The sequence below is a fragment of the Duganella sp. BJB476 genome, assembly GCF_003416895.1.
In the GTDB taxonomy this organism is placed as follows: domain Bacteria; phylum Pseudomonadota; class Gammaproteobacteria; order Burkholderiales; family Burkholderiaceae_D; genus Rugamonas.
In genome coordinates, this window is the sequence record NZ_QVIO01000005.1 from 404,033 (window position 1) to 418,890 (window position 14,858).

General features: G+C 62.5%; 15 protein-coding genes. 8 read left to right on the forward strand and 7 right to left on the reverse strand.

The features are described from left to right. Positions 1-6 precede the first annotated feature (6 nt). The gene (locus D0T21_RS21665) at positions 7-984 is read right to left on the reverse strand and encodes an aldo/keto reductase (RefSeq protein WP_116991369.1); all 978 of its coding nucleotides are present in this window, start codon (positions 982-984) and stop codon (positions 7-9) included. A gap of 84 nt (positions 985-1,068) precedes the next feature. Here D0T21_RS21665 and D0T21_RS21670 point away from each other — a divergent pair, with 84 nt between their 5' ends. Further along, positions 1,069-1,995: a LysR family transcriptional regulator gene (locus D0T21_RS21670; protein ID WP_229211589.1), complete on the forward strand. Its 927-nt coding sequence runs from the start codon at positions 1,069-1,071 to the stop codon at positions 1,993-1,995. On the opposite strand, the gene D0T21_RS21675 is transcribed toward D0T21_RS21670, so the two are convergent. The 4 genes from D0T21_RS21675 to D0T21_RS21690 all read right to left on the reverse strand — a co-directional run bounded on the left by D0T21_RS21675 (position 1,996) and on the right by D0T21_RS21690 (position 6,429). Beyond that, the gene (locus D0T21_RS21675; RefSeq protein WP_116991370.1) at positions 1,996-2,820 is read right to left on the reverse strand and encodes a DUF3037 domain-containing protein; all 825 of its coding nucleotides are present in this window, start codon (positions 2,818-2,820) and stop codon (positions 1,996-1,998) included. Further along, positions 2,817-3,560 carry a HipA family kinase gene (locus tag D0T21_RS21680; RefSeq protein ID WP_116991371.1) on the reverse strand — a complete coding sequence of 248 codons (744 nt, stop codon included), beginning with the start codon at positions 3,558-3,560 and terminating at the stop codon, positions 2,817-2,819. The genes D0T21_RS21675 and D0T21_RS21680 overlap by 4 nt, the downstream gene beginning before the upstream one ends. Positions 3,561-3,628: 68 nt before the next feature. Next, positions 3,629-5,179, reverse strand: coding sequence for a D-alanyl-D-alanine carboxypeptidase/D-alanyl-D-alanine-endopeptidase (locus D0T21_RS21685; RefSeq protein WP_116991449.1), 1,551 nt, complete (start codon positions 5,177-5,179; stop codon positions 3,629-3,631). A gap of 11 nt (positions 5,180-5,190) precedes the next feature. Further along, on the reverse strand, positions 5,191-6,429 hold the full coding sequence (locus D0T21_RS21690; protein WP_116991372.1) for a nucleoside recognition domain-containing protein: 1,239 nt from the start codon (positions 6,427-6,429) through the stop codon (positions 5,191-5,193). A gap of 99 nt (positions 6,430-6,528) precedes the next feature. Between D0T21_RS21690 and D0T21_RS21695 the strand changes: the two genes are divergently transcribed. From D0T21_RS21695 to D0T21_RS21725, 7 genes are all read left to right on the forward strand, one after another. Then, positions 6,529-8,262, forward strand: a complete 1,734-nt coding sequence (locus D0T21_RS21695) for an ABC transporter substrate-binding protein (RefSeq protein ID WP_116991373.1) — start codon at positions 6,529-6,531, stop codon at positions 8,260-8,262. A gap of 20 nt (positions 8,263-8,282) precedes the next feature. Then, entirely contained in the window at positions 8,283-9,200 is a 918-nt protein-coding gene (locus D0T21_RS21700; RefSeq protein WP_116991374.1) for a YihY/virulence factor BrkB family protein, read from the forward strand. Between the two features lie 372 nt (positions 9,201-9,572). Then, the gene (locus D0T21_RS21705) at positions 9,573-9,887 is read left to right on the forward strand and encodes a helix-turn-helix transcriptional regulator (RefSeq protein WP_116991375.1); all 315 of its coding nucleotides are present in this window, start codon (positions 9,573-9,575) and stop codon (positions 9,885-9,887) included. After that, positions 9,884-10,366 carry an arsenate reductase ArsC gene (locus D0T21_RS21710; protein ID WP_116991376.1) on the forward strand — a complete coding sequence of 161 codons (483 nt, stop codon included), beginning with the start codon at positions 9,884-9,886 and terminating at the stop codon, positions 10,364-10,366. Before D0T21_RS21705 ends, D0T21_RS21710 begins: the two co-directional genes overlap by 4 nt. After that, positions 10,366-11,646: an arsenic transporter gene (locus tag D0T21_RS21715; protein WP_116991377.1), complete on the forward strand. Its 1,281-nt coding sequence runs from the start codon at positions 10,366-10,368 to the stop codon at positions 11,644-11,646. Before D0T21_RS21710 ends, D0T21_RS21715 begins: the two co-directional genes overlap by 1 nt. A gap of 9 nt (positions 11,647-11,655) precedes the next feature. Beyond that, the gene (gene arsH, locus D0T21_RS21720; RefSeq protein ID WP_116991378.1) at positions 11,656-12,363 is read left to right on the forward strand and encodes an arsenical resistance protein ArsH; all 708 of its coding nucleotides are present in this window, start codon (positions 11,656-11,658) and stop codon (positions 12,361-12,363) included. Next, the gene (locus D0T21_RS21725; protein WP_116991379.1) at positions 12,364-12,939 is read left to right on the forward strand and encodes a flavin reductase family protein; all 576 of its coding nucleotides are present in this window, start codon (positions 12,364-12,366) and stop codon (positions 12,937-12,939) included. A 99-nt stretch (positions 12,940-13,038) separates the two neighbouring features. On the opposite strand, the gene D0T21_RS21730 is transcribed toward D0T21_RS21725, so the two are convergent. Both D0T21_RS21730 and D0T21_RS21735 read right to left on the reverse strand, forming a co-directional pair. After that, positions 13,039-14,166, reverse strand: a complete 1,128-nt coding sequence (locus D0T21_RS21730; protein WP_116991380.1) for an acyl-CoA dehydrogenase family protein — start codon at positions 14,164-14,166, stop codon at positions 13,039-13,041. Positions 14,167-14,185: 19 nt separating this feature from the next. Continuing rightward, the gene (locus D0T21_RS21735; protein WP_116991381.1) at positions 14,186-14,854 is read right to left on the reverse strand and encodes an SDR family oxidoreductase; all 669 of its coding nucleotides are present in this window, start codon (positions 14,852-14,854) and stop codon (positions 14,186-14,188) included. Positions 14,855-14,858 lie beyond the last annotated feature (4 nt).

The window sequence follows — 14,858 nt, forward strand, 5'->3', positions numbered from 1 at the left end:
ATTAACTCAGCGATCCACCATCGCCATGCGCTCCTTGCTGTAGCGCAGGCCGGACACCTGTTTCAGCGCGCTATCCAGCACCGCCATCTCGGTCTCATCCAGCGTGATCTCCGCTGCCGCCACGTTCTGCTCCAGGAAGGCGCGACGGCGCGTGCCGGGGATGGTCACGATATCGTCGCCCTTTTGCATGGCCCAGGCCAGCGCGATCTGCCCCGGCGTGACCAGGCGATGATCGGCCAGCTCGCGCACGATGGCGGCCGCCTCCATATTACGGTCGAAGTTCTCGCCTTGCAGGCGCGGGTCCAGATGACGGAAATCGTTCGGCGGATACTCTTCCGCGCGCTTGGCGGTGCCGGCCAGGAAACCCCGTCCCAGCGGGCTGAACGCCACCAGGCCGATGCCCAGTTCGCGCAGCGCCGGCAGCACGTCGGCTTCCAGGTTGCGCTCCCACAGCGAATACTCGCTTTGCAGCACGCTGATCGGGTGCACCGCATGGGCGCGGCGGATGTTGGCCACGCCCGCCTCGGACAGGCCGAGGTAGCGCACCTTGCCTTCGCGGACCAGGTCGGCCATGACGCCCACCACGTCCTCGATCGGCACCAGCGGATCGATGCGGTGCTGATACAGCAGATCGAGGTAGTCGGTGTTCAGGCGGCGCAGCGAGCCTTCCACTTTTTCGCGGATATGGGCCGGGTCGCTGGTCACGCCGACGGTCTTGCCGTCGCGGATGTCGAAGCCGAACTTGGTGGCGAGGATGACCTCGCTGCGGCGGCCGGTGAAGGCGCGGCCCAGCAGCGCTTCATTGTCGTAAGGACCGTATTGTTCGGCCGTGTCGAAGAAGTTGACGCCCAGTTCCAGCGCCCGGTGCAGCGTGGCGACCGCCTCGGTCTGGTCGGCCGGCCCGTAGGTATTGCTCATGCCCATGCAGCCCAAGCCCTGCGCCGATACCGTCAGACCCTGGCTGCCTAAAGTACGTTGTTTCATGATGACTCCCTGCGTGATGTGGTGCTTTTAGTATCGCGGCTGCACAAAAAATACACAATCCGCTTACAATGCAAAGCATTGTTGATGCAGCTGCAACGGTGGAGCGATGCGATGGAAATGTTGAAGGAAATGGCCATCTTTGCACAGGTGGTCGACAGCGGTGGTTTCTCGGCGGCGGCGCGGCAGCTGGAGCTGACCACGTCGGCGGTCAGCCGCCATGTGTCGAGGCTGGAGGCGCACATGGGCGGACGGTTGCTGCATCGGACCACGCGATCGCTGTCGCTGACCGAGCTGGGGCAGCAGGTGCATGCGGCTTGTTCGCGCATGGTGAGCACGGCGCGCGAGGTGCACGCGCTGGCCGGCAGCTACAGCGCGCGGCCGAACGGCACGATACGCGTCAGCGCGCCCATCGTGCTGGGGCAGGTGTGGCTAGCGCCCAAGCTGCCGGGCTTCCTGGCGCGCTATCCCGAGGTGAATGTCGAGCTGCAACTGATGGACCGCAAGATCGACCTGATCGAGGAAGGCATGGACCTGGCGATCCGCATCGCGACCGAGCTGGCCCCGGGACTGGCGGCGCGCACGCTGGGGCCGGTGAGCTATGTGCTGGTGGCGTCGCAGCAGTATCTGGACGCGCATGGCGAGCCGCAGTCGCCCCACGAGCTGCCGGCGCATCAGTGTAGCTACCTGGGCTACGCGCGCTTTGGCGACGCATGGAGCTTGCGGCGCGGTAGCGAGACGGCCAGCATCCGCGTGCCATCGCGGCTGACGATCAATAACAGCGCGGCCTTGATGGCGGTAGTGGAGGCGGGTGGTGGCATCGGCCTGGTGCCGGATTTCACGGCGCGCCCGGCGCTGGCGCAGCAGCGGGTGCGGCAGGTGCTGCCGGAGTGGATTTTCGACGAGCCGTATGCCGGCACCGTGCACGCGGTCTACATGCCCGGCCCGCACCTGGCGTTGAAGGTGCGGGCGTTCATCGATTATCTGGTGGAGGAAGGGTTGCCGGGGGTGTGATTACCGGGAGCGAGCAAACTCCAGGATTGGCGTAACGCTATCGTGGTTCACTACGATCACGTTCTTTGCTTTCAACTCAGCGACAATCTCGCTCTGGGCTCGGCCGCGCGGTGTAGTCTCGTTGGACTCAGGCCCTTTGACGGTGAAGAGGACTTGAGGGGGCAACAGGTCGCGCTTCTTGAGCGAATCTATGCGGTAGAGCCATTGGCCGCCATGGTCGATGATTTTCGCGGCATCAGTGTAATTGAGGTTGAGCGGCTTGATGATTTTTTCGGGATGCTCTTCCGAACCTGCCACGAAAGGAAAATGCGCGTGATATTCCTCGTTTCCTATGCGCGCCGCATGGAACTTGTTTTGGAGTCCTGCATCACGCAGCCATCCGCTGACATCGCGTTCCAGCAGTTTTTCCTGATACTCCTTGTTCGCGAAGTTGTGCCCGACATAGTAGTCATAGAGCTCCAGCAGTTTTGCTTTGCAATCCTCGGCCAAGACCAGACGTGGTTCGCTAAAGCGCAACATGGTTTCGCGGGGCTTAATCAGCTCTGTCCAAATGCGCAGCAGCGTTTCCTTGTCGTAGTTGCCAGTCTGGTTCAATATCAAACCGAGCCGATCCATCTCCTCGCGCAGGTCGCCGATCGATGTTTTGAAAACTCTGGGGTCTAGCCCTTCAAAGAAATTAGTCACGCGAGCGTGTCGGTTGACCAAAAGCTTAAACCCGAAGTAGCGTATTCCAGGCGCGAGCATCACCAAGCCGACATTGGCGAACTCCCCCGTTTCTATGAACGGGGTAAAGCGAACAATGGCGTAATGACAGGCGATATTCATGTTGGTGGTAACTGCCAGAATGCATCTGTTAAGGCACGCTCCAGAAGCCGCTTGATCTCATCAAACGGGAACTTGGCCGGCATGGTCATTTCGGCGTCGATAAAGTGCCAAGCTAAAGGCAGCGTATCACAAATATCATCCCAATTTTCCAGTACCGTGGCAAAGCGGGTACGGTATGTGTCGCGCAGGAGGAAATCGCTGAACAGATCGGCCACTTCTGAGGAAAATACATGCAGATGAAGGAATTGTGTTGGGTCGAAGTCCGCATCAAAAGCCAAATTGTGATCAATCATGACCAAGGCTGGTGGATCACCGACAGTCCAGAGGAGATTGGGGTTGCCGCCGATGTCAGTTAAGTTGCGATCCGCATTGTGTACCCACCAGTCAAACAAGATGATGTCGCGACGCAGGCTTTGCTGTACCCGTTTGATATGGCTGCGCATCAGGTTTCTTGCGTTCACGCGGCGGGAGGCGAAGACTGGGCCCGAACCCAAGTCCTGGTAGTCGCCGGTTAAGTCAGCTTCGATTATTTCGACGGGTACTGTCGCCAAGGCATAGTGGGCAATTGGCAATTCCAGCGCTGTGCATAACTGAGCGCATATCCACTCGGCGATAAGTTGATACCGAGTGGTCGATCTCCCTTTGACGAAGTAGACGTCACCGTCATCGCACCGACAGATGTAAGGGCGTGTTTGTCCCTCTTGAGAGCGGCCCAGTATTTCGGTGACGGTTAAGGACATCTTGCAATGTTCCCCGCTGCGTTATGTTCAAATCATTCTACGCGAATTTCAGTTTGGAAAATTACAGCTTACTTGGAGCGGGACACCCAATCGATCACGCCGTCCAGCACGGTGCGGCCGGCGCCGTTGGCGACGTGCTCGTCGTTCAGGATGGCGACCACGATGCAGGGTTGGTTGTTGGCGTCGGTGACGTAGCCGGCGATGGCGATCACGCTTTTCAGGCTGCCGGTCTTGATGCGGGCGCGCAGTGCGGCCGGGCTGTCCTTGAGGCGCTTGCGCATGGTGCCGTCGGTGGCGGCGATCGGCAGGCTGGACAGGAACTCGGGCATCCACAGGCTTTTCAGGCCGGCTTGCAGCACGCCCGCCAGTTGCGCCGGCGTGGTGCGCTCGGTGCGGGACAGGCCGGAGCCGTTGTCGAAGACCAGGCCGTTGGCGTCGATGCGCTGGTTTTGCAGCCAGCCGCGGATCGCGGTTTCGGCGCGCATCGGCGTGCTGGCCTGGCTGCCGTCGGGCGCGATCGGGCGGCTGCCCAGCACCGGGTCGGCTTGCAGGCTGCCCAGCATCAGGAAGACTGTGCGGGCCAGGGTGTTGTCGGAGAACTTGTTGATGTCGCGTAGCATTTCCGGCAGCGGGCGGGAGACGTGTTCGGCCAGCAGGCGGGTGGCCGGGGCCGGCGTTGGCGCGTCGGCGGGCGTCGCATCAGTCGCCGCTGCGGCATCGCTCGCGGTGGCCGAGGTGGTCACGGTAGCGGTTGGCGTGTCCGTGGCCGCTGGCACGCCGGCCTCGCGCACGTCGCCGACTATGCTGCCGCCCAGCTTGCGCCAGGTGGCGCGCAGCAAGCGCTCCAGATAGTCGTGATGGTCCAGCACATCGACGCTGGTCGACTTGATGCAGTTCTTGGGGTAGCTTCCGTGCAGTACTACTTCAATCTTGTCGCCGCTACGCGCGACGTCCGGCGAACGCCAGCCCTGCTCCCACGACGCGCACGGCGCATCGCTGAGCTTCATGTCCGAGCGGATGCTGACCTTGTCCATCTCCGGCATCATCACCAGGCCGATCTTGTTGCCGGTCGAGCGCATTTCCACTTTCAGCAAATTGGTGTTGGTCAGCAGCGCGTCGGGGATCACGTTGTAGTAAGCCCACGGGAATTCGTCGAACGGCGGCTGGCCCACATCCGACCGCGCCGGCTGGAACAGTAGACGGTCCAGAATCACGTCGCCCTTGATCTTTCGGATGCCCTGGTTGCGCAACGCTTGCAGCATGTGCAGCAGCACGTCCTCGTTGAGGTCGACATCGCCGCCGCCGCGCAGGATCAGGTCGCCTTGCAGCACGCCGTTGACCACCTCGGCGCTGCTGCGGAACTCGGTGCGGCCACGGAAGGCCGGGCCCAGCTGCTCCAGCGCCGTCAACGTGGTGAACAGCTTCATGGTGGAGGCTGGCTGCATGCTTTGCTGCGCGTTGTGCGAGACCAGTGTGGTGTCGCCGCGCAGCACGACGATGCCGGCGCCTTCCAGCGGAATATGCGCCGCCTGCAGCAGGGCGCCGATCGGCTCCGGCAGGTCGGCGGCGTGGGCGGTGCCGGTGGCAATCAGCGCGGCGAGAATGAGGCGACGGAACATGGCGACCTTGTTCAATGGAAGAAGATGTAGGAGACGAAGATGGCGGCGATGACACCGGCCAGGTCGGCGATCAGGCCGCAGGAAATCGCGTAGCGCGTCTTGCGTATGCCCACCGAGCCGAAGTACAGCGCGACGATGTAGAAGGTGGTGTCGGCCGAGCCGTTGAACACGCAGGCCAGGCGGCCGACAAACGAATCCACGCCGTAGGTGCGCATGGTGTCGATCATCATGGCCTTGGCGGCGCTGCCGCTCAGCGGCTTCATCAGCGCGGTCGGCAGCGACGGCACGAAATCGGTGTTGACGCCCAGGTGGCCGAACAGCCAGCCGAAGCAGTCCATCACATAGGCGAACACGCCGGCGTTGCGGATCACGCTGATCGCCACCAGCATGCCGACCAGGTAGGGAATCACTGTGATCGAGGTCTGGATGCCGCCCTTGGCGCCTTCGATGAAGGCTTCGTAGACGTTGACCTTGCGCCGCAGCGCGCCGATGATGAAGCCGGCGATCACCACGATCAGCACCAGGTTGCTGAAGACCTTGGAGAACAGCTCGATCTCGATCTTGGTCAGGTAATGCGTGAAGTAAAAGACCATGCCGGCGATGGCGGCCGTCATGCCGCCCAGCCAGCTCAGCACCACGCCGTTGAACAGGTTGATGCGCTGGCGGATGGCGACGGCGATGATGCCGGTCACGGTCGCCACGTAGGTCGCGATCATGCAGGGAATGAAGATGTCGGACGGATCGGCCGCGCCCAGGATCGAGCGCTGCGCCATGATGGCCAGCGGGATCAAGGTCAGGCCGGAAGTGTGCAGCACCAGGAACATGATCTGCGCGTCGGTCGGCTCGTCCTTGCTGGGGTTCAGCGTTTGCAGGCTTTCCATGGCCTTCAGGCCGAACGGTGTGGCGGCGTTGTCCAGGCCCAGCAGGTTGGCCGAAAAATTCATCACCATGTGGCCGGTGGCCGGATGGTTCTTCGGCACGCCGGGGAAGATGCGCGAGAAGAACGGCTGGATCAGCCGCGCCAGCAGGTCGATGGCGCCGGCTTTCTCGCCGATGTTCATGATGCCCAGCCACAGCGTCATCACGCCGGCCAGCGGCAGCGCGATGTCCATCACGGCGGCCTTGGCGGAGTCGAAGGTGCCGTCGATGATGCGCTTGAAGATTTCGGTGTCGCCCGTCAGCAGGAACTGCACCAGCGCGGCCGCAAAGCCGACCAGGAAGAAGCCGGACCAGATGTAATTGAGCGACATATCTAGAAATTTTCCTGAAAGCAGTGGGCGATTTTCGAAGTATAGCGGGTAAGCCTGCGAAAAAAGTTATAAGCTGCCGCTTTACGTATGCGATGTGGAATGGACCTGATGCCCAAAAGTTATGCCGCAGCCCTGCTGGCGCTGGCGTTGTCCTCCGGCCTCGCCGCAGCCGAGCCACCTGCGCCGCCTGCACCCAAGGTCCTGCACGCCTTCCTCAGCACCGGCGAGACCGGCCTCGATCCGGCGGTGGCGTCCGATATCGCCAGCCTCAGCCTGCTGGAAAACCTGTTCGATCCATTGCTGCGCTACGACTACCTGGCCCGCCCCGTCAAACTGCAAGCCAACACGCTGAGCGCCATGCCGACCGTGGAAGACAACGGCCTGAGCTACACCTTCCATCTGCGGCAGGACATCTACTTCACGCCCGATCCGGCGTTCAAGGGCGTGCATCGCCAGGTAACCGCGCAGGATTACGTCTACAGCCTGAAGCGCCTGTACGATCCGACGTTGAAATCGCCGTGGCTGTTTCTGTTGGAAGGCAAGATCGCCGGCGACGAAGCGCTGAAGGCCAAATTCAGCTACGACAGCAACATCGCCGGCCTGCAAGCGGTGGACAAGTTCACCCTGCGTATCAAGCTCCATGCCGCCGATCCCAACTTCCTGTTCTACCTGGCGACGCCCTCCACCGGCGTGGTCGCGCGCGAGGTGATGGAGGCTTACGGCGCCCAAGCCGGCAATCACCCGGTCGGCACCGGTCCCTTCATGATGGGACGCTGGAAACACAGCGACCAGATCACGCTGCTGGCCAACCGCGACTTCCGGCCGACGATATTTGAGGGCCGGCGCTTGCCTCTGCTGGATCAGGTCGATATCAAGGTCGTCGAGGAATACCAGTCGCGCGTGCTGGGCTTCCTGAACGGCGAATTCGACTTCCTTGAGCAACTGCCTGAATCGATGAAGGACATGGTGCTGACCGCCGACGCCAAGCCGACGCTGAAACCGGCGCTGGCGAAGCAGGGCATGGTGCTGTCGCCCTTCCCCGTGCTGCAAACGTACTACATGTGGATGAACATGGACGACCCGCTGATCGGCGGCTACAGCAAGGAGAAACTGGCCTTGCGGCGCGCCATCGCGCTGGGCTATAACAGCGGCGAGGATGTGGCCTTGATGAAGAAGGGCCTGGCGCTGCCGGCCGTGACGCCGCTGCCACCGAATGTGCTGGGCTACGATCCCGCCTACCGCAGCCCGGTCGCCTACGATCCCGCGCTGGCCAACGCGCTGCTGGAACGCTACGGCTACCGCAAGGCCGCCGACGGCTTCCGCACCCAGCCCGACGGCAAGCCTTTGACGCTGGTGATGCACAGCGAATCGTCCACCGTCGGCCGCCTGCGCGATGAGCTGTGGCGCAAGAATCTGAACGCCATCGGCCTGAAAGTGACTTTCAAGAGCGACAAAAAAACCGAGATCATCAAAGCCTCGCGCCTGGGCTCAGTGATGATGTTCGAAACCAACTGGGTGGCCGACTTCCCCGACGGCGAAAACTTCTACCAGCTGCTATACGGCCCCAACAGCGGCCGCGCCAACTATTCGCGCTTCAACCTGCCCGCCTACAACCAGCGCTACGAGCAGAGCCGCAGCATGGGCGACTCGCCGCAACGCACCGCGCTGTACGATGAAATGGCGCAGCTCATCCACGCCTACACGCCGTGGGTGCTGCTGACGCATCCGATTTCCGCCGACCTGCAACAGCCGTGGCTGAAGCATTACCAGCGTCATCCGGTGGAACTGACCAACTGGCGCTATCTGGACGTAGACGCACATAACTCGCGCTGATCCATGCGTACAATGGCCGCATGAGACTATTTAACCGCAGGGCGCTGCTACACGTCAGCGCGCACCCGATGGACTTTCTGGTGCAATGCCTGAAGGGCTTCCGCGCCAACCAAGGCTTGCTGCTGGCGGGCGCAGTCGCGTATTACTCGCTGCTGTCCATCGTTCCACTGGTGATGCTGGTGGTGGTCGCGCTGTCGCACTTCATCGCGCAGGACGAATTGCTGGCGACCTTGGGCCGTTACCTGAACTGGCTGGTGCCAGGCCAGGCCAAACCCATCGTGACCGAGGTCGGCCATTTCCTTGAACACCGCGACCTGATCGGCGGCGTGCTGGTGGTCAGCATGATCTTCTTCAGCTCGCTGGCGTTCACGGTGCTGGAGAACGCCATGTGCGTCATCTTCAAGCACCGGGTCGAGATACGGCGCCGGCATTTCCTGATCTCGGCGATCATGCCCTACTGCTACATCCTGTCGCTGGGCGTCGGCATGTTGCTGGTGACCCTGGTGGCGGGCAGCCTGCAGGTGCTGGGCGAGGAAAGCGTGCAATTCCTCGGCTACAGCTGGTCGCTGCACGGCATCTCCGGCGTGCTGCTGTACCTGCTGGGCCTGGGCGGCGAGGTGCTGGTGCTGACGTCGATCTACCTGGTGATGCCGGTGGGCCGCCTGTCGCTGTCGCACGCGCTGATCGGCGGGGTGACGGCGGCGCTGCTGTGGGAACTGGCGCGCCGCATTCTGGTTTGGTATTTTTCAACCTTGTCGCAGGTGAACGTGGTGTACGGCTCGATGACCACCGCCATCATCGTCATGTTCAGCCTGGAAATCGGCGCCACCTTGCTGTTGTTCGGCGCCCAGGTCATTTCCGAGTTTGAGCGGGTCGGCCGCCATCGCACATTGCGCGAACCGACGCCGATGACCACTCAAGCTACAGAAGTAAAATAATTTGTGCGTCGCACAAAAAACTGTGGTACACTACGTTCGTGGTTGAGGTTGTAAGGGAGGAATCCCGGCAAACAGTCCCACGTCCAAGAGGAGCGCCGCAGTTCGATATGTGTAAGACCGAACCGCAGTTGACGCAAACCCTGGAGTTGTAATTCCGGATACGATGGTCGATTTACACGTTGGGGGCACCACGCAGATAGCATGGGCGCCCGAGACTCTGGAGTCACTTTGCAGATAGCACTGGACCCCGGCATACGATTAAAGCATTGGTAATACATTGGAACAAAGCCCGCTGAGATGCGGGCTTTTTTTTATTGCCGATTCATTTCAATATTATTTGAAATGTCGAATCGTTTACGCTAGCATGGGCGCATGGATACTAAACAAGCTCTGGCGGCCCTGTCGTCGCTGGCCCAGGATAGCCGGTTGGCCGTGTTTCGCCTACTCGTGCAAGTCGGGTCGGATGGCATGGCGGCCAGCAAAATCGCTGAACGGCTCGATATTTCGCCGTCGTCGCTGTCTTTCCATTTGAAGGAGCTGAGCCATGCTGGCATGGTCGGCTCGCGCCAGGATGGCCGCTTCGTCATCTACACGGCCGATGTGGGCGCTATGAACGGCCTGATCGGCTTCCTCACTGAAAACTGCTGCGGCGGCCTGCCCTGCGGCGTCTCTGAATGCTCCCCATGAATGTTCTGTTTCTCTGTACCGGTAATTCCTGCCGCTCGGTGTTGAGCGAAGGTGTCTTCAACCATCTGGCGCCGCAGGGTTGGCGCGCGCTGAGTGCAGGCAGCCAGCCGGCGGGTGCCTTGCATCCGCGCGCGGTGGCGCTGCTCACCCGCAAGGGAATTTCCACCGAAGGCTATTACAGCAAGTCGTGGAATGATTTGCCGGTCACACCGGACATCGTCATCACCGTCTGCGGCAGCGCGGCCGGCGAGACTTGCCCTGCCTATCTGGGCCAGGTGCTGCGTGCGCACTGGGGCGTGGACGATCCCAGCCATGTGCTCGGCACCGAAGAAGAAATCGAGACGGCGTTCGAGCTGGCTTACCGCATCATCCGCGCGCGCATCGAGGCCTTGCTGGCGTTGCCGCTGGCGCAGCTGGCGGCCGACAAGGCAGCATTCAAGCTGGAGCTGGACCGCATCGGCGGCCTGAGCGTGGCCTGATGCTGACCGCCTTCCTGATTTTCCTGGCGACGCTGACCCTCGTCATCTGGCAGCCGCGCGGCCTGGGCATAGGCTGGAGCGCGGTGGCCGGCGCCTGCGTGGCGCTGCTGGCCGGCGTGATCCATGTCGGCGATATCCCAGTGGTGTGGCATATCGTGTGGAACGCCACCGGCACCTTCGTGGCGATCATCATCATCAGCCTGTTGCTGGACAAGGCCGGCTTCTTCGAGTGGGCCGCGCTGCACGTGGCGCGCTGGGGACGCGGCAGCGGCAAGCTGCTGTTTGCGATGTTCGTGTTGCTGGGCGCGGCGGTGTCGGCGCTGTTCGCCAATGATGGCGCGGCGCTGATCCTCACGCCCATCGTCATCGCCATGCTGCGCGAGCTGAAATTTTCGGGCAAGGCCACGCTGGCGTTTGTGATGGCGGCCGGCTTCGTCGCCGACACGGCCAGCTTGCCGCTGGTGGTGTCCAACCTGGTCAACATCGTCTCGGCCGACTACTTCAACGTCAGCTTCGCGCGTTATGCGGCGGTGATGGTGCCGGTGAACTTTGTCGCCGTGGCGGCCACGCTGGCGGTGCTGCTGTGGTTCTTCCGCCGCGATATTCCGGCGGACTACGATATGGCGCAGGTCAAGCGGCCTGAAGACGCGATCCACGACCGCGCGACCTTCGTCACCGGCTGGTGGGTGCTGGGCTTGCTGCTGATCGGCTTCTTCTGGCTGGAGGATCTGGGCGTGCCGATCAGCGCCACCTCCGCGGTCGGCGCCGCCATGCTGCTGGCGGTCGCGGCGCGCGGCCATCGCATCTCGACGCGCGAGGTGATCGGCAATGCGCCGTGGCAGATCGTGGTGTTCTCGCTGGGCATGTACCTTGTGGTGTACGGCCTGCGCAACGCCGGGTTGACCGACTACCTGACGGCCGCGCTCAACGCCTGCGCGCAGCATGGCGTGTGGGGCGCGGCGCTGGGCACCGGCTTCATCACGGCGATCCTGTCGTCAATCATGAACAACCTGCCGACGGTACTGATCGGCGCGCTGTCGATCGATGCCAGCTCTGCGCAGGGCGTGGTGCGCGAGGCCATGGTCTACGCCAACGTCATCGGCAGCGACCTGGGACCGAAGATCACGCCGATCGGCAGCCTGGCCACGCTACTGTGGCTGCATGTATTGGCGAACAAGGGCGTGCGGATTTCGTGGGGTTACTACTTCCGCGCCGGCGTCTGCCTGACCTTGCCTGTGCTGCTGGTAACGCTGGCGGCTCTCGCTGTGCGCTTGAGCTGAGAGGACAATATGGACCACCTGCCAAACATCAATCCCTTGTTGTTGGAAACGCCGACGCTGGACAAGCTGGCGCCGGTCGGCGACCTCGATCATCCGCCGCGCATCCTGATGCTGTATGGCTCGCTGCGCGAGCGTTCGTTTAGCCGCTTCCTGACCGAAGAGGCTGCACGCATCCTTGAGCATTTCGGCGCCGAGGTGAAAATCTTCGATCCGACCGAGTTGCCGATGGCGGGCAGCGTATCGGAGGACCATCCCAAGGTGCAGGAGTTGCGTGCCTTGTCGCTGTGGTCCGAAGGCCAGGTGTGGTGCAGCCCGGAGCGGCACGGCGCCATCACGGCGGTGATGAAGAACCAGATCGACTGGATACCGCTGGAGCAAGGCGCGCTGCGTCCCAGTCAAGGGCGTACGCTGGCCGTGATGCAGGTATGCGGCGGATCGCAATCGTTCAACGTGGTCAACACGTTGCGGCTGCTGGGACGCTGGATGCGCATGTTCACGATACCCAACCAGTCATCGGTGCCGATGGCCTACAAGGAATTCGACGACGCCGGCCGCATGCGTCCTTCCGGTTACTATGAACGGGTAGTGGATGTGATGGAGGAGCTGTACAAGATGACCTTGCTCTTGCGCGGCCGCACCGATTACCTGACTGACCGTTACAGCGAACGCAACGAGCGTTCAGTGAAGGCGATCAATCGACAACTGGGGAAGATTTAATTGGACTTACATGTGCTGCCAGTCGAACTGGAAAAAGCCTACCGTTTGTTGAACCACGGCCCGACGGTGCTGGTATCGGCCACGCACGGCGGTGTGACGGACGTGATGGCGGCGGCCTGGTCGTGCGCGCTGGATTTCATGCCGCCGAAGATCACGGTGGTGCTGGATAAATCGACCAGCACGCGCGGGCTGGTCGAGCAGAGTGGCTATTTTGCGATCCAGGTGCCGAACATGGCGCAGATCGATCTGACCTACGCGGTCGGCAGCATGAGCCTGGCCGATACGCCGGACAAGCTGGCCAAATGCGGCGTGGAGCTGTTCCATGCTGAAGGTCACGAAACGCCGCTGGTGGTGGGCTGCTCGGGTTGGCTGATCTGCAAGCTGGTGCCCGAGCCGCACAACCAGCAGACCTACGACCTGTTCATCGGCGAAGTGGTCGCAGCGTATGCCGATACTCATGTGTTCCGCAACGGCCACTGGGAATTCGAGTCCGCCGGCCCGGATTGGCGCAGCCTGCACTACATCGCCGGCGGCACCTTCTACGCCATCGGCGAACGTGCTGTAGTCAAAACCTAAACCCGGGGTCAAGTCTGACATTCGGACACGAGCTCAGCCCTAAGCAGGTGCTTACGGCAGAGCTCGTGTCCGAATGTCAGACTTGACCCCCAATGGTTGTTACAGCGCGCGGGCGATCAGCAGTTTCTGAATGTCGCTGGTGCCTTCGTAGATCTGGCAGACGCGCACGTCGCGGTAGATGCGCTCCACCGGGAAGTCCGACACGTAGCCGTAGCCGCCGTGCACCTGGATGGCGTCGGAGCAGACCTTCTCCGCTATCTCGGACGCGAACAGCTTGGCCATCGCCGCTTCCTTCAGGCACGGCAAGCCCGCGTCCTTCATCGAGGCCGCATGGCGGATCAGCTGGCGCGCCGCTTCGATCTGCGTCGCCATGTCCGATAAACGGAACTGCACCGCCTGGTGCTCGAAGATCGGCTTGCCGAAGCTTTCGCGATCCCTTGCATACGCCAGCGCCGCTTCATACGCGGCGCGCGCCATGCCCACCGCCTGCGAGGCGATGCCGATGCGGCCGCCTTCCAGGCCGGACAAGGCGATCTTGTAGCCCTGGCCCTCTTCGCCGATCAAATTCTCCGCCGGGATGCGGCAGTTCTCGAACAAGATCTGCGCCGTGTCCGACGAGTGCTGCCCCATCTTCTGCTCCAGCCCGGCCACGATGTAGCCCGGCGCCGAGGTCGGCACCCAGAAGGCGCTGATGCCCTTCTTGCCGGCCGCCTTGTCGGTGACGGCCATGACGATCGCCACGTCCGCATACTTGCCGCTGGTGATGAACTGCTTGACGCCGTTGATCACATACTCGTCGCCATCGCGCGTGGCGGTGGTGCGCAGCGCCGCGGCGTCGCTGCCGGTGTGTGGCTCGGTCAGGCAGAAGGCGCCCAGCATCTCGCCTTGCGCCAGCGGACGCAGCCACTGTTGCTTCTGCTTGTCGTTGGCGTACATCATCGCGATGCTGCACACCGGGCAGTTGTTGACCGAGATGATGGTGGACGTACCGCCATCGCCGGCCGCGATCTCTTCCAATACCAGCGCGAGGGACACGTAGTCCATGCCGGCGCCGCCCAGCGCCTCCGGCACCGCGACGCCGAACGCGCCCAGCGCGGCCAGCTCCTTCAGCTCCTCTTTCGGGAAGTGGTGCTCCTTGTCCCAGCGGGCGGCGTTGGGCGCCAGGCGCTCCCGCGCAAACGTGCGCAGGGCGTCGCGTATCATTTCGTGTTCTTCGCTCAGTATCATATTGTCTCGTCTTTTTAATTTACCAACCGATGCTTGTGCCATCGTAGTTGCGATACACCGCCTGGTCGGACGCGGGTAGCGCCGCCAGCGTTGCGCGTATGCCTGCCGCGCTTTGTTCCACCGGGAGATCGGCGCCGCCGCCTCCCATGTCCGTGCGCACCCAGCCCGGATGCAGGGCGACGCAGGTGGCGCCCTGCTTGCCGAAGCTGAGCGCCGTGTCGATCAGCACCGAATTCAGCGCCGCCTTGCTGGCGCGGTACAGCGAACCGGTGGGATTGCTGCGCTCGCTGAGCGAACCCATCTTCGACGACAGCACCGCCAGCTTGCCGCGCACCGCGCACACCATCGGCGCGATGACGGGCAGCAAGCGCATCGCCGCCAGCACGTTGGTGTGCATCACCGTGTCGAAGTCCGATTGCAGCGGGAAGCCGTCATGGCGCGGGCCGTACACGCCGGCGTTGAGGATGGCCACGTTGAGCTCCTCGCCGTCCAGCTTCCAGCCCAGGCCAGCTACAGCTTCGACGTTAGTCACATCCAGCCCGTGGGCTTCGGCGCCCATGTCGGCCAGCGCATCGATGTCTTCCGCCTTGCGCGCGGTGGCGATCACGCGCCAGCCGTCGGCCAGGTACTGGCGCACCAGTTCCAGGCCGATGCCGCGCGAGGCGCCGATGATCAGTGCCGTCGCCATCCGC